Here is a 20,604-nt window from a genome sequence, read left to right as displayed (position 1 = left end):
GATGATCTACATTTCTGCCGTTGGCATGATTAATGCGTTGGGCAATAACACTGATGAAATCGCAGCCAACCTCACTCGTGGCGTAGCGCCGGGAATGCGCCCGCGCACGGGCTGGCTGCAAGGACACCCATCCGCAGTGTTAGCAGGCGTTGACGGTGAGCTGCCCGCTATTCCTCAGCACTTTAGCGCTCATCGTTCGCGCAACAACCAGCTATTGCTGGCAGCACTGATGCAAATCCAGCCACAGGTGGACGACGCTATCGCCAGATTTGGTCGCGATCGTATTGCTGTTGTTCTCGGCACCAGCACCTCCGGTCTGGATGAGGGTGACGTTCACGTAGATTTGATGCTCAACGGCAAAGAGAGCACTGACTGGCGCTATCCGCAACAGGAACTGGGCGATCCGTCGCGTTTTCTTAGCCACTGGCTGGCGCTGGATGGCCCGGCCTTTACGCTCTCAACCGCCTGCTCGTCCAGTGCAAGGGCTATCATGAGCGGACGTCGTTTGATCGAATCAGGTCTGGTCGATATCGCCATTGTCGGCGGTGCGGATACGCTAAGCCGAATGCCAATCAACGGATTCCACAGTCTGGAATCACTCTCCCCAACGCTGTGTCAGCCGTTTGGCCGCGACCGTTGTGGGATCACCATTGGCGAAGGCGCCGCATTGATGGTATTAACCCGCGAGCCACAGCCTATCGCGCTCCTTGGCGTCGGCGAATCCAGCGACGCGTACCATATTTCGGCTCCCCATCCACTGGGGGAAGGTGCCATTCGCGCCATCGGCCAGGCGCTTAACGACGCAGGAATGACGCCGGAACACGTGGGCTATATCAATCTGCACGGAACCGCCACACCGTTAAATGATCAGATTGAGTCCAACGTCGTGAGCGCGCTATTTGGCGAAACGGTCCCGTGCAGTTCAACCAAACATCTGACCGGGCACACGCTGGGCGCTGCGGGGATCACCGAAGCAGCGATCAGTATGCTGATTCTGCAACGCGAACTGCCGCTGCCACCGCAGGATTTTAGCCAATCGCCACGCGATGAAACATTGCCAGCCTGCGGCATCATTGAACAGCCGCAGTCGCTGACTCGCCCGGTTATCTTGTCTAATTCGTTTGCCTTCGGTGGCAATAATGCCAGCATCCTGCTCGGGAGAACCTCATGAGCCACTTTTTACCACCGGGTGACTATTTACCGCATGATGCGCCGATGCTGCTTCTTGAAGAGGTCGTCAGTGTGGCGGACGAAACCGCCACCTGCCACGTGACAGTATCAGCAAACAGCGTACTGGCCCCTTTTCTCGACCCTGATGGCAATCTGCCTGGCTGGTTCGCACTAGAACTGATGGCGCAGACCATTGGCGTCTGGTCTGGCTGGCACCGCCAGCAACAAGGTCAGGCGAGTATTACGTTAGGCATGGTACTGGGCGCACGTGAGTTAGTCTGTGCTACAGGTGTTCTGCCTGCCGGGAAGAAGCTGAGCATCCATGTCAAATTGCTGATGCAGGATGCACGATTCGGTAGCTTTGAATGTGCCATCCAGGCAGACAACGAGACGCTGGCAACCGGTCGAGTCAACACCTTCCAGCCAACATCAGAAGAAATTAACACGCTATTTCAACAAGGAGCGTCCACATGAGCCGTTCAGTTTTAGTTACGGGTGCCAGCAAAGGTATCGGTCGCGCCATCGCCAGACAACTGGCCGCGGACGGTTTTGTGGTCGGCGTACACTATCATCGCGATGTGCAAGGAGCACAAGAAACGCTGGATGCTATCCTCGCCGCTGGCGGCGTAGGGCGCCTGTTGACATTTGACGTTGCCAATCGCGAGCAGTGCCGTGAAATACTGTCGCAAGATATTGAGGCAAACGGCGCATGGTACGGCATTGTCAGCAACGCTGGAGTCACTCGGGATGCCGCTTTCCCTGCGCTCAGTGATAACGACTGGGATTCGGTAATCCATACCAACCTCGACAGCTTTTACAACGTCATTCATCCGTGCATTATGCCGATGATCAGCGCACGCCAGGGGGGCCGTATCATCACACTGTCTTCGGTTTCGGGCGTGATGGGCAACCGCGGTCAGGTCAATTACAGTGCGGCAAAAGCCGGAATTATTGGTGCCACCAAAGCGCTGGCTATCGAACTGGCAAAACGCAAAATTACCGTAAACTGCATTGCGCCGGGACTCATTGATACCGGGATGATCGAGATGGAAGAAGCCGCATTGAAAGAGGCGATGTCGATGATTCCCATGAAACGAATAGGTCAGGCTGAAGAAGTCGCCGGGCTTGCCAGTTATTTAATGTCGGATGTGGCGGGCTATGTAACTCGCCAGGTGATTTCCATCAATGGAGGGATGTTATGACACGTCGTGTCGTGATTACAGGCATGGGCGGCGTCACCGCCTTTGGGGAAAACTGGCAGGCTGTCTCCGCCAGGTTATTGGCATATGAAAATGCGGTACGCAAAATGCCGGAGTGGCAGGTTTATGACGGACTGCACACACTGCTGGGAGCGCCGATCGACGACTTCACTCTGCCGGAACACTATACCCGCAAGCGAATTCGCGCCATGGGGCGTGTATCGCTGATGTCCACCCGCGCAACAGAGCTGGCGCTTGAGCAGGCCGGGCTGATTGGCGATCGGGTACTGACTAACGGTGAAACCGGGATCGCTTATGGTTCATCAACCGGTAGTACCGGTCCAGTGAGCGAGTTCGCGACCATGCTGACCGAGAAACACACCAATAACATCACCGGCACGACCTACGTGCAAATGATGCCGCATACCACTGCCGTTAACACCGGATTGTTTTTCGGTCTGCGTGGGCGAGTCATCCCGACATCCAGCGCCTGCACATCCGGTAGCCAGGCAATTGGTTATGCATGGGAAGCCATTCGACACGGTTATCAAACGGTGATGGTCGCCGGCGGCGCAGAAGAACTGTGTCCTTCCGAAGCCGCCGTGTTTGATACGTTATTCGCAACCAGCCAGCGCAACGACGAGCCGAAAACCACCCCATCCCCGTTCGATGAAAAACGCGATGGTCTGGTCATCGGAGAAGGTGCAGGTACGCTAGTGCTGGAAGAGCTGGAACACGCTAAAGCGCGCGGAGCAACGATTTATGGTGAAATCGTTGGCTTTGCCACTAACTGCGATGCTGCCCATATCACCCAGCCGCAGCGCGAAACAATGCAGATTTGCATGGAAAAATCACTGAATATGGCAGGTATTAGTGCCCGGGATATCGGCTATATTTCAGCGCACGGAACCGCAACCGATCGTGGTGATGTTGCAGAAAGTCAGGCAACCTCTGCAATTTATGGTGATAATGTTCCGCTATCCTCGCTTAAAAGCTATTTTGGACATACCCTTGGCGCTTGTGGCGCACTAGAGGCCTGGATGAGTCTGCAAATGATGCGTGAAGGCTGGTTTGCGCCTACGCTAAATTTGAGTCAGCCAGATGCCAATTGTGGCGCGCTGGATTACATTATGGGTGAAGCCCGCAAGATTGATTGCGAGTTTTTGCAGAGCAACAACTTTGCGTTTGGCGGCATAAATACTTCTATCATCATTAAACGTTGGCCGTGATATGTACCGGATCGTTCTTGGGAAAGTTTCTGTTTTAAGCGCTGGCGCACTGCCTGCCGCACTGAGTGAGCAAGCGCCGCAAGGTGCTCGCCGTGCGCGCTGGCTGGCAGGTCGCGTGCTGCTTTCCCATGCCCTTTCGCCATTACCGGACATCGTCTATGGCGAGCAAGGAAAACCGGCCTTTTCTGCTGACACGCCGCTGTGGTTCAATCTCAGCCACAGCGGTGATGATATCGCCCTGCTGCTCAGCGACGAAGGGGAAGTCGGCTGCGATATTGAAGTCGTGCGCCCGCGCGATAACTGGCAAACGCTGGCAAATACGGTATTCAGTCTTGGTGAACATGCCGAAGTCGAGGCCGAACGCCCGGAGCAACAGCTGGCGGCGTTCTGGCGCATCTGGACGCGTAAAGAAGCTATCGTGAAACAGCGCGGCGGTAGCGCCTGGCAAATCTTCAGCGTCGACAGTACCGCGCTAACTTCCTCACTCTCCGTCAGCCAGTGCCAGCTCGATACCCTGAGCCTGGCGGTGTGCACCCCCACGCCGTTTACCCTAACCGCAGACGCCGTGCAGCGCCTGGAAGCCTTAGCGTAAATTTTCCGGGAAGTTTTTCGGCAGCTCGCTCGCCGCACAGGCAATAACGTCATCGTTGTTCGCGCCGCAGTCACGTACGAAAGTGATGGTCGCGAACTCATCAATCACCTCGGTGGGATACGCCGGGCCGGCATCGCGGTACGACATCATCAGCGGAATATGGTCATTCTGGAAGCAGACCGTTTTTTCCGGATTATTGATCACCCAGCGAGGGAAAAAGATGGTGCCGTGAAAGAGTTTGTCACCCAGGTTTACGATCAGGCTGACGTCGGTCCCGGTCGGTTCGGTCCACGAAATTTTATAAACGCTCTCCCCGACCCGCACAATATAGGCCCGCTGATCTTTCACCCAACGATTTCCCACAATACCGCTGTGAATGCGGTAATCCAGCGTAGTGTCGTTTTTCACGTAGATCTCGTAATTCCAGCCATTATCGTAGGTATAGACCAGATGTTTGCCGACAAATCCGCTCAAATCATGTTTATCAAACGCGCTCATATTCGTTCTCCTCTTACTTGATGTGAGGATCTTAACGCTTCAAAAATTGGATGAATAACGCTATATTTGCATCAAATTCATTCAATTATTAGATGAGTTATGCACAAAACAACCCTCGAGCAGTGGGCTCTATTGGAGAAAGTGGTGGAACTGGGCAGCTTTGCTAAAGCGGCGGAAGAGACCAACCGTAGCCAGTCTTCGGTGAGCTACAATCTGGCACTGTTGCAGGAGCGGCTCGGCGTAACGCTGCTGACCCCGGAAGGCCGCAGGGCTGTCCTGACCCCGGCCGGAGAGCTATTGCTCAATCAGGTCAAACCGTTACTGAAGGCCTTTTTATGGGTGGAAACCCGGGCCGCAACGTTACAAAACGGTACGCGAACGCGGCTGGATTTGATGGTAGATAGCATCTTCCCACGCAAACGCTTGTTCGCCATTCTCAAACAGTTTCAGCAGGCCTGGCCGCAAACGCAGGTGCGTCTGACCGAAGTCCTGGAGAATGGTGATGCTCGACTGGCAGCACATGCCGATGCGGACGTAATGGTCCTGACCCGGCGTCAGGATGTCACCGGACGCGGCGAATGGCTGATGAATATTGACTTCGTGGCCGTGGCCCACCGCGATCACCCACTCTGCATGCTGGATGCGCCGCTGAATGAAGACGCATTACGTGCCTGGCCGCTGATTCGCATTGCCGATCGCGATAACCCACAACAACCGGCTCGTGATGCCTGGACCTTCTCGACCATTGATGCCGCGATTGATGCGGTGATGTATCAGGTCGGTTACGGCTGGCTGCCTGAGGAACGTATTCAGACGCAGCTTGATCAGGGGCTTTTACGCCCACTGCCGTTAAGCCATGGTGCTCGCCGCGCCACGCCTTTGCATCTGATCGTTAAAGATACGCTTGCCCCGCTGGATGAACAGGTCAGTACTCTGCTGCGTTTATTGCGAGAACATTAACCTTTTCCCCGGATGCCGGACGTGTGTTACAAAATACGCTATTCCCCTTACTCCCTGTGCGCCAACGCGCCACATGAAAGGTTAACTGCAGATGCAACGAGTCACCATTACCCTCGATGACGATTTACTGGAAACGCTTGACGGCCTGAGTCAGCGCCGTGGCTACAACAACCGTTCCGAAGCGATCCGCGATATTCTGCGTGGCGCACTGGCGCAGGAAACTACCCTTGAACACGGCACTCAGGGCTTCGCGGTGCTCTCGTATGTTTATGAGCATGAGAAGCGTGATCTGGCCAGCCGTATTGTTTCTACCCAACACCACCATCACGATTTATCGGTCGCCACGCTGCACGTGCACATCAACCATGACGACTGCCTGGAAATCGCCGTGCTAAAAGGCGACATGGGCGATGTGCAGCATTTTGCCGATGACGTGATTTCCCAGCGCGGCGTGCGCCACGGCCATTTACAGTGCCTGCCGAAAGAAGAGTAATTGCCTGTTTCGTTGCCGGATGGCGGCTGCGCTTTATCCGACCTACGTCCGTTACCGTCTGTAGGCTGGGCAAGCGAAGCGCCCCCGGCAATAATGTTTACGCCATCGTGCCAATCGTCTTTCTGAAACGCAGTAGTGCTATCAGGAAGAACGCGCTGCCAATCGCCAGCAGCGTCAGGAACTGTGGCCAGACGATGCCAAACCCGGCACCACGGTAAAGTATCGCCTGCGCGAGGCTGACAAAATGGGTCGTTGGCATGGTCAGCATAATGTCCTGCACCGCCTGCGGCATGCTTTCACGCGGTGTGGAGCCACCTGAGAGCATCTGTAACGGCAGCAGCACCAGAATCATCAGCAGTCCCAACTGCGGCATGGAACGCGCCAGCGTGCCCATAAAAATGCCGATCGAGGTGGTGGCGAACAGGCTCAGCGCCACGCCCAGCATAAACAACGGAATTGAACCTTCAATCGGCACCCCGAGCACGCCTTTCACCATCAGCATCAGCGACAGACCGGAAACCACCAGCACCACCAGCCCCATCGACCAGATTTTTGCCATCATAATCTCAAACGGCGTCACCGGCATCACCAGCAGATGCTCAATAGTCCCGTGCTCGCGTTCGCGGATCAACGCCGAACCGGTCAGCACAATCGCCAGCATGGTGATGTTATTGATGATCGCCATCACCGCGCCAAAACGGGCGGGTTCCAGATTAGGGTTAAAGCGCATGCGCATTTCCAGTGCCACCGGCGGCTCATTGTTATCGCGGTAGCGCGCCACAAAGCTGTTCACCTCGCCGCTGATGATATTCTGGATATAGCTGTTGCCGGTAAACGCCTGGCTCATCCGCGTGGCATCGACGTTAACCTGTATATCCGGTTGTCGTCCGGCCAGCACATCACGCTGAAAGTCAGGCGGAATGTTTACGGCGAAGGTATAGCGCCCGGCGTCCAGCCCGGCATCCATCTCATCGGCAGTGATCATCTCCGGCGGTAAAAACCACGGGCGATAAAAGCTATTCACAATCCGATTCGACAACTGCGACTGGTCCATATCGGCAATAGCAATCGGTGCCAGATGCAGCGAACCCGGCAGGACGGTCGCGGAAGAATAAACCGAAACCGTGAAGGCGAATACGATCAGCGTCAGCATCGCTTTGTCACCCAGCAGGCTGCGCAACTCTTTGATGCCGAGGTTATAAATATTGCGTAATCGGCGCATCACCCCTCCTGTTTTTTCAGCAGTAATACGCTCAGACCAATCACCACCGGAATGGCTACCGCCAGCGGAATAAACAGCGGCCAGAGATCGGTCAGATCCAACGCTTTAGAGAACGTTCCACGCGCGATGGTCAGAAAATGGCTGGTCGGATAAATTTCACCAATCCACCGTCCTGGCCCTTCCAGCGAAGCCACCGGATCGATCATCCCGGAAAACTGCGTCGCCGGGATCAGCGTAATAATCGCCGTACCAAAAATGGCCGCGATCTGGCTTTTCATAAACGTGGAGATAAACAGCCCCAACCCGGTGGCAATGGTGACGTACAGCAGCGCGGCCAGCGTCAGGGTCACAAAGCTCCCCTTATGCGGGACGCCGAACACAAACACCGACAGCGCGCACAACAGCAGGAAGTTCAGCATGCCCAGCACGATGTACGGCAACTGTTTGCCGAGTAAAAACTCGCTGCGGGTCGTGGGCGTAACGTACAGGTTGATAATCGACCCCAGCTCTTTCTCACGCACTACGCTGAGGGCGCTGAGCATGGAAGGGATCATCATCAACAGCAGTGGGATCACCGCCGGAACAATCGCCGGCAGACTCTTCACATCCGGGTTGTAACGATAGCGAGTTTCAATGGTCATCAGCCCGTGTTGCCCGCTGGCATTGGGTTGACGCGCCATCACATCCTGCAGCCAGGTCTGGTGCATCGCCTGCACGTAACCCCTGACCGTTTCAGCGCGGCTTGGCATTGCGCCATCGACCCAGACGCCGATCTTCACCGGCGTTCCACGCGCGATGTCGCGGCCAAAATTTGGCGGAATTTCAATTGCTACCGCGACTTCTCCCGAACGCATCCGTTTGTCCAGCTCGTCATAACTGGTGAGCGGCGGTTGCTCGATAAAATAGCGCGATCCCGCCAGATTTAGCGTCCACGCCTGGCTACTGACAGTCTGGTCACGATCGAGCACCGAAAAACGCAGGTTCTCCACATCCATGCTGATGCCGTAGCCCATGATCAGCATCAGGATCACCGTGCCCATCAGCGCCAGCGTGGAGCGTACCGGATCGCGTCGTAGCTCCAGCGCCTCGCGGCGGCTGTAGCTGAACAAGCGCCGCAGACTAAAACCTTGCCTCGGCGGTTTACTGTTTTCATGCACTGTCGGGACATTGGCTGGCGCTAACTGCGCTTCCGGCGCAGGGCCTGCTGCTTCCTGTAACCAAGAGATAAACGCCTCTTCCAGACTGGCAGCTCCACGCTGTTTCACCAGCTCCTGCGGCGTGCCGCTGGCCAGTACTTTTCCGGCGTGCATCAGCGACATGCGGTCGCAGCGCTCCGCTTCGTTCATAAAGTGGGTGGAGATAAAAATGGTCACTTTGTCCTGACGCGATAGATCAACCATCAGTTGCCAGAACATATCCCTCGCCACCGGATCGACCCCGGAGGTCGGTTCATCAAGAATGAGCATCTCCGGACGATGGATCACCGCCACCGCCAGCGACAGGCGTTGACGGATCCCCAACGGCAGCGCACCGGGCAACGCATCTTCGACATCGGTCAGTGAAAAGCGCTCGCTCATCTCCTGCACCCGCCCAGGGATTTCTGCTTCGGGGATATGGAACAACCGCGCATGTAATTCGAGGTTTTGCCGGACGGTCAGCTCGCTGTAGAGCGAAAATGCCTGCGACATATAGCCTACCCGGCGGCGGGTATCGATATTTTTCGGGTCAACCGCTTGCCCAAACAGCCACGCCTCGCCTTCGCTTGCGGGCAGCAGCCCGGTGAGCATTTTCATGGTAGTGGATTTACCGCAGCCGTTGGAGCCGAGAAAACCGAAGATTTCCCCGCGCGGAATGCGGAAGTTAACGTGGTCCACCGCCACAAATTTACCGAAGCGCATGGTCAGGTTTTTCGCCTCGATGGCAATCTCTTCCTGCTCAGCGTGATACGGCGGGATCACTACCGGTTTATGCGCCTGCCGCTGGGCTTCAGGTAACAGCGCGATAAACGCCTGCTCCAGCGTGTTGCTGTTGGTTTGCTCACGTAGCTGCTGCGCGCTCCCGGTGGCTAACACCTCCCCGGCGTTCATCGCCACCAGCCAGTCAAAGCGCTCGGCTTCTTCCATATAAGCGGTCGCAACCAGCACGCTCATGTTGGTCTGCCGCTGGCGAATGCTGTTAATCAGATCCCAGAACTGGGCGCGGGACAGCGGGTCGACCCCGGTGGTGGGTTCATCGAGAATTAACAGTTCCGGGTCGTGGATTAACGCGCAGCACAGCCCCAGCTTTTGCTTCATCCCGCCCGAGAGTTTCCCGGCAGGACGGTCGCGAAACGGTGCCAGTCCGGTGCTATTCAGCAGCTCGGTAATCCGCGCCTCACGCTCCGCTTTGTCATGCCCAAACAGGCGGGCAAAGAAATCGACGTTCTCATATACCGACAGCGTGTGATACAGGTTTTTCCCCAGCCCCTGCGGCATCCAGGCAATGCGCGGGCAGACATCCCGGCGATGTTTTGGGTCGCGCATATCGCCACCCAACACCATCACGTTGCCGTGTTCAATGACCCGCGCGCCGGAGATGAGCGACAGCAGGCTCGATTTTCCGACGCCATCCGGGCCAATCAACCCCACCATACAGCGGGCAGGGATATCCAGCGTGATATTGTTCAGCGCTACCGTTTTCCCGTAATGCTGACTCACGCCGTCAAGGTGCGCCACGGGAGGAACGGGAACCAGCGCCAGATGCGTCATTGCGGCAACCTCACCACCAGGTCGTCAGGCCAGGCGCGACTTTCATCAACACGCACCCACGCCATGCCCGGCAGACCGGTTTTCACGTACTCCAGATGCTGCTGCAACAGCTCTGGCGGGATACGCGCTTTGACGCGAAACATCAGTTTCAGCCGTTCATCGCTGGTTTCGACCGTTTTCGGCGTGAACTGCGCGACGCTAGCCACAAAGCTGATGGTCGCCGGAATACGCAGATCCGGCGCAGCATCCAGCACCAGCCGCGCTTCTCCGCCAATCTTCAGTAAACCAGCCTGTTCGGTTGGCAAGAAGAACGTCATGTAGACATCGCTGAGATCGACCATATTCAGCACGCGACCGCCTGCGGAAAGCACCTCGCCCGGTTCAGCTACGCGGTACTGTACGCGGCCATCGCGCGGGGCTTTCAACTCGCTGTCATCAATATCAGCCGCAATACGACGTTCGGTAGCCTGCGCGGCTTCTACGCGGGTTTGCGCCTGAATGATACTGGTACGAGCGGCTTCAATGGCGGCTTTTGCCGCAGAGACCTGCGCCTTTGCGGATTCCAGTGCAGCGCGTGCGCTTTCTGCCGCAGCCCTGTCGTCATCCAGCTGTTGCTCAGACACAGCCCCACGCTGAGATAGCGAACGGGAGCGGACGTGGCGTTTAGAGACCGACTGCAGTTCCGCCTCACGCTGTTTTACCACCGACTGCGCGGCGCGCATTTCACTTTGCCGCTGCTCTAACAGCGCCCGCGCCGCCGCCACCGCACTTTCGGCCTCTTTGATTTGGGCTACCGCTTCCAGCCGCTGCTCCTGCAGCACGCGGGTATCCATTTTCGCCAGCACTTCGCCCTGACGAACAAACTGCCCTTCCGACACGAGGATCGTGTCAATTCGCCCGGCAATTTTGGTGGCAATATCCACTTCAGTGGCTTCAATTCTGCCGTTGCTGGCTGCAAACCCCTCCGGTATTCCCGCAGGACGAAGCATCCACCATGCTATCGCGGCCACCACGACCAGGATGCCCGCCACCCACCACATCATATGACGTTTAAACTTATCCATATTCGACCCGCCGTAATCCCTGTTATCAAACGATGCGTGTCACAAAGCCCACTGAACAGCTATTCAGCGGGAGATTCCATCCGGGATAAGAAGGAATGAGAAACAATGGCCAGAGAGCAGACAGGCATGTAAGCAACCTGCGCCGCGAAGGAAGTGAATGATGAAAATGCTGTGATATCGGGTAGTAATGTTGTCATCATCAGCGTTCCTGGCCGGAAATGAAACACGCATACTCATTACTGCTGTCTATTGAATACTAACACCTGGATTCAATATGTCTATTCGGTTGTAGCAGGTATGTTGCAGGAAAAAAATCGTGCCCGGCAATCCATTTACCGGGCAAATTTCACAAGTGAGCTTTATGTAAAACGCAGCGGGTCCACACTCAACGTATCGTCTTCGCTTATTCAGATACCAAATCCTGTGCGCATGCCCAGGCACTCGACCACGCCCACTGGAAGTTATAGCCTCCCAACCAGCCGGTGACGTCCATCACTTCGCCGATAAAGTAGAGCCCTGGCACTTTGCGGGCTTCCATCGTGCGCGATGACAGCTCGTTAGTATCGACACCACCCAACGTGACTTCAGCGGTACGATACCCTTCCGTACCGTTCGGCTGCACCCGCCACTCGGTCAGCGTTTCAACCAGCGTCTGTTGATCGCGCACGTTAAGCTGCTTCAGAGACACGTCAGGAATTTGCCCTAACTGCTGCAAGCATTCCACCAGACGCTTTGGCAACTGCATTGCTAAGGTGTTCTTTAAGCTCTGGTTAGGATGTGCGCTACGTTGTTCGTCGAGGAAGCTCGCAAGGTCAACATCCGGCAACAAATTAATGCTGACAAATTCGCCTGGCTGCCAAAAACTGGAAATCTGCAAAACAGCTGGGCCCGAAAGTCCTCGGTGTGTAAAGAGCAGATTTTCACGAAATACGGTGCCGTCTTCGGCGGTGATAACGGAGGAGACCGACACGCCAGAGAGCACCTGAAGCTGCTCCAGCAGTGGTTTATGCAACGTAAAGGGCACCAGTCCCGCGCGCGTTGGCAACACCTTCAGACCAAACTGTTCGGCAATTTTATAACCAAACGGCGTTGCCCCCAGACCCGGCATGGAAAGCCCACCTGAAGCGATAACCAGTTTTTTCGTGCCGACCGTCATGCCATTCAGTTCGAGGGTGAAACCTTCATCATCCTGCACCACGCTCAGGACTTCGCTCCGTAACCGCATAGTTACGTTACCTTTTTCACACTCGTCTACCAGCATATCGACAATTTGCTGAGCGGAATCATCGCAGAACAGCTGACCCAGCGTTTTTTCATGCCAGGCAATACCGTGTTTGCCCACCAGGTCGATAAAATCCCACTGCGTGTAACGCGCAAGTGCCGATTTGCAAAAATGGGGGTTTTGGCTCAAATAGGCGGCCGGTTCGACATAAAGATTGGTAAAGTTGCAGCGTCCCCCGCCAGACATGAGAATCTTGCGCCCTGGCTTTTTACCATTATCAATCAGCAGTACTCGACTACCTGCTTGTCCTGCCTGCGCGGCACAAAACATACCCGCTGCGCCAGCGCCTATAATAACGGTATCAAACCTTTCCACGTTGCGATCCTCTCTAAAAAGCGGGTGTGAATTGTAAAGATTCCTCAGTGGTCGCACCAGCACCAAACTACCGATAAAGGGTATTTAACTGAAATATATAGGATAATTCTTTAGTGGTGTAAAACAAAGCAGGAGACAAATCAAAAAAACTCTATATTTCACTTTGCCCGCGCCGCCAAAGTCACTGATAATGCGCCGCGTTCATGTCCTCAAAATGGCGTAACGTCCTATGCTACATTTGTTTGCTGGCCTGGATTTACATACCGGGCTTTTACTATTGCTTGCTCTGGCTTTTGTGCTGTTCTACGAAGCAATTAACGGCTTCCATGACACAGCCAATGCTGTCGCAACCGTGATCTATACCCGTGCAATGCGTTCGCAATTGGCGGTGGTCATGGCTGCGTTGTTCAACTTCTTTGGTGTTTTGCTGGGTGGTCTCAGCGTGGCGTATGCCATCGTGCATATGCTACCAACGGATCTGCTGCTTAATATGGGATCGTCACATGGCCTTGCCATGGTGTTCTCCATGCTGCTGGCGGCAATTATCTGGAACCTGGGTACCTGGTACTTTGGTTTACCTGCATCCAGCTCCCACACGCTGATTGGCGCCATTATCGGTATTGGTTTAACCAATGCACTGATGACCGGCACCTCGGTGGTGGACGCACTTAACATTCCGAAAGTTATCGGTATTTTTGCTTCGCTTATCATCTCGCCAATTGTTGGTCTGGTGGTTGCAGGCGGTCTTATTTTCATTCTGCGTCGTTACTGGAGCGGTACAAAAAAACGTGCCCGTATCCACCTGACGCCAGCAGAACGTGAAAAGAAAGATGGCAAGAAAAAGCCGCCGTTCTGGACCCGTATTGCACTGATCCTCTCCGCTATCGGCGTAGCGTTCTCTCATGGCGCTAACGACGGGCAGAAAGGCATTGGTCTGGTGATGCTGGTGCTGATTGGCGTAGCGCCTGCAGGCTTCGTGGTGAATATGAATGCTTCCGGTTACGAGATTACCCGTACCCGTGATGCAATCAATAACGTCGAAGTCTTCTTCCAGCAGCGCCCTGACCTGCTTAAACAGGCCACAGGCGTAGACCAGCTGATTCCGTCCCCGACGGACGCGGCACCCGCGACGACGACAGAGTTCCATTGCCACCCGGCGAATACCATCAACGCGCTGGAACGTGCGAAAGGTATGCTGGCGAACCTGGAAACCTACGACAAATTAAGCGTCGAACAGCGTGGTCAGCTGCGCCGTATTATGCTGTGCATCTCTGATACCACCGATAAAGTGGTTAAGCTGCCTGGCGTAAGCGCTGACGATCAGCGTCTGCTGAAAAAACTGAAAGCTGACATGCTGAGCACCATTGAGTACGCGCCTATCTGGATCATTATGGCCGTCGCACTGGCGCTGGGTATTGGTACGATGATTGGCTGGCGTCGTGTTGCCACCACCATCGGCGAGAAAATCGGTAAGAAAGGCATGACTTATGCCCAGGGGATGTCGGCGCAGATGACCGCCGCAGTCTCTATCGGCCTCGCCAGCTACACCGGTATGCCCGTTTCCACCACCCACGTTCTCTCTTCTTCCGTTGCGGGGACGATGGTTGTTGATGGCGGCGGATTGCAGCGTAAAACGGTAACCAGCATTCTGATGGCCTGGGTCTTCACCCTGCCGGCTGCGATTATTCTTTCCGGGGTGCTGTACTGGCTGTCCCTGAAGCTTATCTAAGCGAATGCACGGTAAAAAAGCGGGTCAGGAAGCTGACCCGCTTTTTTTGTATCTGTTGTTGGAATCAGTGCCAGATAATCAGCGCAACCATGCTGATTAGCACCAGGCCACATAGCGCGCTGGTGAGAATGAACTGACCGCGAACCCGCTCACAGCGGCGAATAAATTCATCATCATGATGATCGCGGTAACGCTGAGCGTAGATATACCACACCAGACGCATCTGCTTGTTCGGTTGCCCATGCGAGGTAAAAAAGCCCCCTCCATCTACATACTGGTAAAGTAATGGATCGCAACCACGAAGTACCACTAACAGTGCGCGTAGCGAAGAAAAATAGCGCGCCATATTAACAATGCAAACGACACATAAAGCCCAGAATAATGCAATGGTGCTTATCATACCTCCTCCCCGGCGACCCGCCCACGGAACTCCTTTCCGGGACTACCGCTCCCCGATACCCTGCCAAACCATTCAATGAAGAGTGCAGCCGAAACCGTTCGTGTTAGTATCACGCATCCGAACGCCTCTTTAGATAGTGTAGGAGATTAGTTAATTTTTTTGCCATAAGGTTAATCGCTATCAATGCAATTAACTAAAAAATTTGTTTAACTATTTGGCAAGCAAGGCGGATTGACGGATTATCCTGGTCGCTATAATGTAAGGATAGTCCTTATATGGTACGTTTTTTACGACTGGGCTAGCCCCGCGCACAAGGTTCGCAGGACGCGGATGACGCGGCGGCATATAACGCCAGCAGGCTAGTCATCGACAACTTATGGAAGGAGTAACACTATGGCTTATAAACACATTCTTATCGCGGTTGATCTTTCTCCGGAAAGCAAAGTTCTGGTTGAAAAAGCGGTTTCTATGGCGCGACCTTACAATGCTAAAGTCTCCCTTATCCACGTTGACGTAAACTATTCCGACCTGTACACCGGGCTCATCGACGTGAATCTGGGCGACATGCAGAAACGCATTTCTGAAGAAACCCACCACGCGTTAACCGAGCTGTCCACCAATGCAGGCTACCCTATCACCGAAACCCTGAGCGGTAGCGGCGACCTGGGTCAGGTTCTGGTTGATGCCATCAAAAAATACGACATGGATCTGGTCGTCTGTGGTCACCACCAGGATTTCTGGAGCAAACTGATGTCCTCCGCGCGCCAACTGATCAACACCGTCCACGTCGACATGTTGATTGTTCCGCTGCGTGACGACGAAGAAGCATAAAATGCTTGCCGCCGGAAGTTAACCCGGCCCACTGCAAGTCGTTAAGCCTGTAAACGCCCGCCTTCGCGGGCGTTTTTGTTTTTATCATTCGGTCACAATTAGTACATCAATCCAACAAACAAATCATAATTAGTGTGATCAACTAATTGGATCGAAAACTATCTCTATAATACTCTACCCTTGCGGCCAATAACCGCAGTCTATAACAAAATAAGACTTTTTCGGCGCGTTTAAGCATACGCGTTCATACTTTTCGGGATGGCTTTGAAAGGCGATGGAATATGAATAAAACTGCACCTACGGGCTTGCTGCAGCAACCTCGTCCGTTCTTCATGATCTTCTTTGTGGAATTATGGGAACGATTTGGCTATTACGGCGTACAGGGCATCCTGGCGGTATTTTTTGTTAAGCAGCTCGGATTTTCACAAGAACAGGCATTTGTCACCTTTGGTGCCTTTGCCGCACTGGTTTACGGCCTGATCTCGATCGGCGGCTACGTCGGCGACCACCTGTTAGGCACCAAGCGCACGCTGGTGCTCGGTGCCATTGTGCTGGCAATCGGCTACTTCATGACCGGGATGTCGCTGCTTAAGCCGGATCTAATCTTTATTGCTTTGGGTACCATTGCCGTTGGTAACGGGCTATTTAAAGCCAACCCGGCAAGCCTGCTGTCAAAATGTTATCCCCCGAAAGACGCCCGTCTGGACGGTGCTTTCACCCTGTTTTATATGTCGATTAACATCGGTTCGCTGCTGTCACTGTCGCTGGCGCCGGTGATTGCCGATAAGTTTGGCTACGCTGTGACTTACAACCTGTGCGGAGCCGGACTAATCGTCGCGCTGCTGGTCTACTTTGCCTGCCGCGGAATGGTGAAAAATATCGGCTCTGAGCCAGACCATAAGCCACTGAACTTCCGTAACCTGCTGTACGTGCTGGCCGGTACGGTAGTGATGGTATTTATCTGCGCCTGGCTGATGCACAACGTGCAGATTGCCAACCTGGTGCTGATCGTCCTGTCGATTGTCGTGACCATCATCTTCTTCCGTCAGGCATTCAAACTGGATAAAACCGGGCGCAACAAGATGTTCGTGGCCTTTATCCTGATGCTGGAAGCGGTGGTGTTCTACGTGCTGTACGCGCAGATGCCGACATCGCTGAACTTCTTTGCGATCAATAACGTACACCATGAAATTCTTGGTTTCGCCATCAACCCGGTGAGCTTCCAGGCGCTGAACCCGTTCTGGGTGGTACTGGCGAGTCCGGTACTGGCCGCAATCTATACCCGTCTGGGCAACAAAGGCAAAGACCTGACCATGCCGATGAAATTTACGCTCGGTATGTTCCTGTGCTCATTGGGCTTCCTGACGGCCGCCGCTGCCGGGATGTGGTTTGCCGATGCACAAGGGCTGACGTCGCCGTGGTTTATCGTGCTGGTGTATCTGTTCCAGAGCCTGGGTGAACTGCTGATTAGCGCCCTGGGACTGGCTATGGTCGCTGCTCTCGTGCCACAACATCTGATGGGCTTCATTCTTGGGATGTGGTTCCTGACGCAGGCCGCGGCCTTCCTGATGGGGGGTTATGTCGCTACGTTCACCGCCGTACCAGAGAACATCACCGACCCGCTGCAAACGCTGCCTATCTATACCAACGTCTTCAGTAAGATTGGCCTTGTCACCCTGGCCGTAACGGTCGTGATGGCGATTATGGTGCCATGGCTGAACCGCATGATTAATACGCCGAGCACCGAGCAATAACCTTCAGTGCCGGATGGCGGCTATTGCCCCTGTCCGGCCTACATTCAACATGCCCGGTCGCCTTGCGCTATCGGGCATTTTCACTCACTACCCTTTACGCGCGTCTATCCACTCCTGCACTTCCACCACAAAAGTGTCCGGCGCTTTGCGGTACATTTTGCGCGCCAAGTCCAGAATCGTATGCTGGCCGAGCGCTTCTTCCATTCGCTGCTGGGCCATGTCCATTACCGAACGCACGCCACAAATGCCTTCACAGGCCCACTCCGGTGGGTGTTCCTCAAATATCGCCAGCCGCTGGCGAATTTCACGACACTCAAAGATGCGCTTATCGCCATCAATAGCATTCACCACATCCAGCACCGTGATGTGTTCAGCGGGTTTAGCTAACTGGAAACCGCCACCTTTGCCTTCAATGCTGCGCACCAGACCCGCTTTGGACAGACGGGTGAAAATTTTTGCCAGATAGTCATACGGTACGCTTTGCAGTTCGGCTATTTCCCGCACGCTCATATCCCGCGCGTCGCCCTTACTGTCGACCATACACATCAGGCTATGAATGCCGTACTCAACTCCCGAACTGTAGAATGCCATTCTCTTATCTCAGCCAAAATGAATCTGAGTTTATTGTAGCTTTTTCATCTCATTCATTCCAGACAGCAAAGTAATCCCTTTTTACAAAAGAACTTTAAATACATACTTATCAAACAGATAATCAAAAAACACCACCCTTTGTGGCAAAAAGGATCTCGATCGCATTGCAATTCTTAACTACGACAAATAAAATCCGAGTAAATAATTCGTAGTCATCAGTGAGAAAACCCCAATGCGTAAACAAATTCTGATCGTGGGCGCCGGCTTTGCCGGTATGTGGGCAGCATTAAGCGCCGCACGACTGGCGGATAAACATCAGCAGGCAATTGATATTACAGTAATTGCGCCACAGCCGGAGCTGCGTGTCCGCCCACGCTTTTATGAAAGTGCCGTTCATACGCTGGTCGCACCACTGCAACCGTTGTTTGACGTTACCGGCGTCAACTTCCTGCAAGGTCACGTCGAGCAAATCCTCCCGGACTCTAAAGAGGTAAGCTGGAAAGATGCCAATGGTGACATTCATCTGCACCGCTATGACCGCCTGGTGCTCGCCAGCGGAAGTCACGTAAACCGCGACGCCGTGGCCGGTGCCGCCGAGCACGCGTTTGACCTCGACCAACTTGAGAGCGCCGCCGTACTGGAGCAGCACATTCACGATCTGGCATTACAGCCGGAAAGTGAGGCTCGCAATACGGTCGTGGTCTGTGGTGGTGGTTTCACCGGGATAGAGATGGCGCTGGAATTACCGGGTCGTTTGCGCGAAATATTGGGCGCTGATGCTAAGACCAGAGTTGTCGTAGTTGAACGCGGTGCTCAGCCAGGCGGACGCTGGAGCCAGGAATTACGTGACGTGATTATCGAAGCCTCTGCTGAACTGGGCGTCGAGTGGCTGGTCAATGCGGAAGTAGAAAGCGTGGATGCCTCCGGTGTCACGCTGAAAAATGGGCAGGTGATTGCCTCTCAAACGGTTATCTGGACCGTCGGCGTACAGGCCAATAGCCTGACAGCACAGATTAATGCCCCGCGCGATCGCCAGGGCCGTCTGCATGTGAATACCAATCTGCAGGTTGTGGGCCACGATGATATCTACGCCACTGGCGATGTGGCCTATGCCGCCACCGACGACAAAGGCAACCATGCGTTAATGACCTGTCAGCACGCGATTTTGTTGGGTAAATTTGCCGGTAATAACGCTGCGGCAGACCTGTTAAACGTAACACCACTGCCATATCGTCAGGAAAACTACGTCACCTGCCTGGATCTTGGTGCCTGGGGTGCGGTGTATAGCGAAGGATGGGATCAGCAGGTGAAACTGACGCGCGCAGAAGCGAAGAAGCTGAAGGTGTCGATTGTCAGCGAGCTGATTTACCCACCGAAAGCAGACCGAGCAGTAGCATTTGAGATTGCCGACCCGCTGGCACCGTTTGTTTAATGGATAATGCCGGATGCGGCTAACGCCTTATCCGGCCTACAAAGACACGCTGTCGTAGGCCTGATAAGCGCAGCGCATCAGGCAATTCAGCGCACCAAGCCGGGATGTGGCCTACAAAGACACGCTGTCGTAGGCCTGATAAGCGCAGCGCATCAGGCAATTCAGCGCATCAAGCCGGGATGTGGCCTACAAAGACACGCTGTCGTAGGCCTGATAAGCGCAGCGCATCAGGCAATTCAGCGCATCAAGCCGGGATGTGGCCTACAAAGACACGCTGTCGTAGGCCTGATAAGCGCAGCGCATCAGGCAGCACAGTGCACAGTGCACAGTGCACAGACCTACAAACTATGCTGTCCCAGCGTAGATATCAAACCGATGCCCTTTCGTCACAACCGCGTTCGGCGTGGCGACATCCGCCAGCGGCGGCGCGTAATCTGGGCGCTTCACCACCACACGTTTGGTGGCCAACTGACGCGCAGGCTCCAGCAGCCCATCCGCATCTAAATCCGGCCCCACCAATGACTGAAACACCCGCATTTCTTTTTTCACCAGCGCGCTTTTCTGCTTATGTGGAAACATCGGATCGAGGTACACCACCTGCGGGCGCGGCGTGATATCGGTTAACGCCGTCAGACTCGACGCATGGATCAGCTGTAAACGTTCCTGCAGCCACGGACCGATTTCCGGGTCGGCATAGCCGCGCGCCAGGCCATCATCAAGCAGTGCCGCAACCACCGGATTACGTTCCAGCATTCGTACGCGGCAGCCTACCGAGGCCAGTACAAACGCATCGCGCCCCAGCCCAGCTGTCGCATCGACCACATCCGGCAGGTAATCGCCTTTAATACCAACCGCCTTCGCCACCGCTTCACCGCGTCCACCGCCAAATTTGCGCCGATGGGCCATCGCTCCGCCCACGAAATCGACAAAGATACCACCGAGTTTGGGTTCATCACGTTTGCGCAGTTCCAGATGTTCCGGCGTCATCACCAGCGCCATCAGGTTATCTTCATCGTGTTCCAGTCCCCAGCGGGCGGCAAGAACAGATAAGGCGCCGTCTCCGGCGCCTGTTTCATCTACTAAGCAGATTTTCACG

General features: G+C 54.7%; 19 protein-coding genes and 1 pseudogene. 12 read left to right on the top strand and 8 right to left on the bottom strand.

Annotated features, from left to right (window positions below; genetic code table 11):
- Position 1 precedes the first annotated feature (1 nt).
- The 5 genes from IB222_RS01140 to acpT are packed head-to-tail and all read left to right on the top strand — an operon-like array spanning position 2 to position 4,190.
- Entirely contained in the window at positions 2 to 1,171 is a 1,170-nt protein-coding gene (locus IB222_RS01140) for a beta-ketoacyl-[acyl-carrier-protein] synthase family protein (protein WP_149280761.1), read from the top strand.
- Positions 1,168 to 1,644, top strand: coding sequence for a 3-hydroxy-fatty acyl-ACP dehydratase (locus tag IB222_RS01135; protein WP_003827520.1), 477 nt, complete (start codon positions 1,168 to 1,170; stop codon positions 1,642 to 1,644). The genes IB222_RS01140 and IB222_RS01135 overlap by 4 nt, the downstream gene beginning before the upstream one ends.
- Positions 1,641 to 2,372, top strand: a complete 732-nt coding sequence (locus IB222_RS01130; protein ID WP_003827518.1) for a 3-ketoacyl-ACP reductase FabG2 — start codon at positions 1,641 to 1,643, stop codon at positions 2,370 to 2,372. Before IB222_RS01135 ends, IB222_RS01130 begins: the two co-directional genes overlap by 4 nt.
- A complete protein-coding gene (locus IB222_RS01125) occupies positions 2,369 to 3,598 on the top strand; it encodes a beta-ketoacyl-ACP synthase (protein ID WP_003827516.1) in 1,230 nt (409 codons plus the stop codon). Before IB222_RS01130 ends, IB222_RS01125 begins: the two co-directional genes overlap by 4 nt.
- 1 nt (position 3,599) lies before the next feature.
- Entirely contained in the window at positions 3,600 to 4,190 is a 591-nt protein-coding gene (gene acpT, locus IB222_RS01120; RefSeq protein WP_149384395.1) for a 4'-phosphopantetheinyl transferase AcpT, read from the top strand.
- Here the strand turns inward: acpT and IB222_RS01115 are convergent.
- Positions 4,182 to 4,688, bottom strand: coding sequence for a phenolic acid decarboxylase (locus IB222_RS01115; protein WP_008786388.1), 507 nt, complete (start codon positions 4,686 to 4,688; stop codon positions 4,182 to 4,184). The genes acpT and IB222_RS01115 overlap by 9 nt on opposite strands.
- A 99-nt stretch (positions 4,689 to 4,787) precedes the next feature.
- Here IB222_RS01115 and IB222_RS01110 point away from each other — a divergent pair, with 99 nt between their 5' ends.
- The 3 genes and pseudogenes from IB222_RS01110 (at position 4,788) to nikR (ending at position 6,141) form a co-directional block, all read left to right on the top strand.
- Complete coding sequence (locus IB222_RS01110; protein ID WP_003827509.1) at positions 4,788 to 5,648, top strand: LysR family transcriptional regulator; 861 nt, start codon at positions 4,788 to 4,790, stop codon at positions 5,646 to 5,648.
- Positions 5,645 to 5,725, top strand: a pseudogene (nikE, locus tag IB222_RS01105) (nickel import ATP-binding protein NikE); the annotation flags it as partial. The gene IB222_RS01110 and the pseudogene nikE, both read left to right, overlap by 4 nt.
- Positions 5,726 to 5,739: 14 nt before the next feature.
- Positions 5,740 to 6,141, top strand: coding sequence for a nickel-responsive transcriptional regulator NikR (gene nikR, locus IB222_RS01100; protein ID WP_003827507.1), 402 nt, complete (start codon positions 5,740 to 5,742; stop codon positions 6,139 to 6,141).
- A 97-nt stretch (positions 6,142 to 6,238) separates the two neighbouring features.
- On the opposite strand, the gene IB222_RS01095 is transcribed toward nikR, so the two are convergent.
- The 4 genes from IB222_RS01095 to IB222_RS01080 form a co-directional block, all read right to left on the bottom strand.
- A complete protein-coding gene (locus IB222_RS01095) occupies positions 6,239 to 7,363 on the bottom strand; it encodes an ABC transporter permease (protein WP_071687967.1) in 1,125 nt (374 codons plus the stop codon).
- The gene (rbbA, locus tag IB222_RS01090) at positions 7,363 to 10,110 is read right to left on the bottom strand and encodes a ribosome-associated ATPase/putative transporter RbbA (protein WP_149384394.1); all 2,748 of its coding nucleotides are present in this window, start codon (positions 10,108 to 10,110) and stop codon (positions 7,363 to 7,365) included. The genes IB222_RS01095 and rbbA overlap by 1 nt, the downstream gene beginning before the upstream one ends.
- Entirely contained in the window at positions 10,107 to 11,174 is a 1,068-nt protein-coding gene (locus IB222_RS01085; RefSeq protein WP_003827499.1) for an HlyD family efflux transporter periplasmic adaptor subunit, read from the bottom strand. Before IB222_RS01085 ends, rbbA begins: the two co-directional genes overlap by 4 nt.
- A 403-nt stretch (positions 11,175 to 11,577) precedes the next feature.
- A complete protein-coding gene (locus IB222_RS01080) occupies positions 11,578 to 12,771 on the bottom strand; it encodes an NAD(P)/FAD-dependent oxidoreductase (RefSeq protein WP_008786394.1) in 1,194 nt (397 codons plus the stop codon).
- Positions 12,772 to 13,000: 229 nt separating this feature from the next.
- Here IB222_RS01080 and pitA point away from each other — a divergent pair, with 229 nt between their 5' ends.
- Entirely contained in the window at positions 13,001 to 14,500 is a 1,500-nt protein-coding gene (pitA, locus tag IB222_RS01075; RefSeq protein WP_003827471.1) for an inorganic phosphate transporter PitA, read from the top strand.
- Between the two features lie 64 nt (positions 14,501 to 14,564).
- On the opposite strand, the gene uspB is transcribed toward pitA, so the two are convergent.
- On the bottom strand, positions 14,565 to 14,900 hold the full coding sequence (gene uspB / locus IB222_RS01070; RefSeq protein WP_003023371.1) for a universal stress protein UspB: 336 nt from the start codon (positions 14,898 to 14,900) through the stop codon (positions 14,565 to 14,567).
- Between the two features lie 393 nt (positions 14,901 to 15,293).
- Between uspB and uspA the strand changes: the two genes are divergently transcribed.
- Entirely contained in the window at positions 15,294 to 15,731 is a 438-nt protein-coding gene (uspA, locus tag IB222_RS01065; protein ID WP_003023368.1) for a universal stress protein UspA, read from the top strand.
- A gap of 281 nt (positions 15,732 to 16,012) precedes the next feature.
- On the top strand, positions 16,013 to 17,485 hold the full coding sequence (gene dtpB, locus IB222_RS01060; RefSeq protein ID WP_003827469.1) for a dipeptide/tripeptide permease DtpB: 1,473 nt from the start codon (positions 16,013 to 16,015) through the stop codon (positions 17,483 to 17,485).
- Between the two features lie 87 nt (positions 17,486 to 17,572).
- Here dtpB and IB222_RS01055 read toward each other — a convergent pair whose 3' ends face one another.
- A complete protein-coding gene (locus IB222_RS01055) occupies positions 17,573 to 18,076 on the bottom strand; it encodes an Rrf2 family transcriptional regulator (protein WP_126956437.1) in 504 nt (167 codons plus the stop codon).
- A gap of 232 nt (positions 18,077 to 18,308) precedes the next feature.
- Here IB222_RS01055 and IB222_RS01050 point away from each other — a divergent pair, with 232 nt between their 5' ends.
- Positions 18,309 to 19,508: an NAD(P)/FAD-dependent oxidoreductase gene (locus IB222_RS01050; protein WP_148361351.1), complete on the top strand. Its 1,200-nt coding sequence runs from the start codon at positions 18,309 to 18,311 to the stop codon at positions 19,506 to 19,508.
- A gap of 345 nt (positions 19,509 to 19,853) precedes the next feature.
- On the opposite strand, the gene rsmJ is transcribed toward IB222_RS01050, so the two are convergent.
- Entirely contained in the window at positions 19,854 to 20,603 is a 750-nt protein-coding gene (gene rsmJ, locus IB222_RS01045) for a 16S rRNA (guanine(1516)-N(2))-methyltransferase RsmJ (RefSeq protein WP_003827462.1), read from the bottom strand.
- Position 20,604 lies beyond the last annotated feature (1 nt).

The sequence above is a fragment of the Citrobacter sp. C13 genome (assembly GCF_014596815.2).
Classification (GTDB): Bacteria; Pseudomonadota; Gammaproteobacteria; order Enterobacterales; family Enterobacteriaceae; genus Citrobacter; species Citrobacter portucalensis.
The sequence above is the reverse complement of the archived record's forward strand: the minus strand, read 5'-3'. Positions and strand labels throughout refer to the sequence as shown.

Coding starts and splice junctions, on each gene's coding strand:
- rbbA (WP_149384394.1), bottom strand. CDS start 10,110: ATGACGCATCTGGCGCTGGTTCCCGTTCCTCCCGTGGCGCACCTTGAC.
- uspA (WP_003023368.1), top strand. CDS start 15,294: ATGGCTTATAAACACATTCTTATCGCGGTTGATCTTTCTCCGGAAAGC.
- dtpB (WP_003827469.1), top strand. CDS start 16,013: ATGAATAAAACTGCACCTACGGGCTTGCTGCAGCAACCTCGTCCGTTC.
- IB222_RS01130 (WP_003827518.1), top strand. CDS start 1,641: ATGAGCCGTTCAGTTTTAGTTACGGGTGCCAGCAAAGGTATCGGTCGC.
- IB222_RS01110 (WP_003827509.1), top strand. CDS start 4,788: ATGCACAAAACAACCCTCGAGCAGTGGGCTCTATTGGAGAAAGTGGTG.
- nikR (WP_003827507.1), top strand. CDS start 5,740: ATGCAACGAGTCACCATTACCCTCGATGACGATTTACTGGAAACGCTT.
- acpT (WP_149384395.1), top strand. CDS start 3,600: ATGTACCGGATCGTTCTTGGGAAAGTTTCTGTTTTAAGCGCTGGCGCA.
- uspB (WP_003023371.1), bottom strand. CDS start 14,900: ATGATAAGCACCATTGCATTATTCTGGGCTTTATGTGTCGTTTGCATT.
- IB222_RS01140 (WP_149280761.1), top strand. CDS start 2: ATGATCTACATTTCTGCCGTTGGCATGATTAATGCGTTGGGCAATAAC.
- IB222_RS01125 (WP_003827516.1), top strand. CDS start 2,369: ATGACACGTCGTGTCGTGATTACAGGCATGGGCGGCGTCACCGCCTTT.
- IB222_RS01115 (WP_008786388.1), bottom strand. CDS start 4,688: ATGAGCGCGTTTGATAAACATGATTTGAGCGGATTTGTCGGCAAACAT.
- pitA (WP_003827471.1), top strand. CDS start 13,001: ATGCTACATTTGTTTGCTGGCCTGGATTTACATACCGGGCTTTTACTA.
- IB222_RS01085 (WP_003827499.1), bottom strand. CDS start 11,174: ATGGATAAGTTTAAACGTCATATGATGTGGTGGGTGGCGGGCATCCTG.
- IB222_RS01055 (WP_126956437.1), bottom strand. CDS start 18,076: ATGGCATTCTACAGTTCGGGAGTTGAGTACGGCATTCATAGCCTGATG.
- IB222_RS01095 (WP_071687967.1), bottom strand. CDS start 7,363: ATGCGCCGATTACGCAATATTTATAACCTCGGCATCAAAGAGTTGCGC.
- IB222_RS01135 (WP_003827520.1), top strand. CDS start 1,168: ATGAGCCACTTTTTACCACCGGGTGACTATTTACCGCATGATGCGCCG.
- IB222_RS01050 (WP_148361351.1), top strand. CDS start 18,309: ATGCGTAAACAAATTCTGATCGTGGGCGCCGGCTTTGCCGGTATGTGG.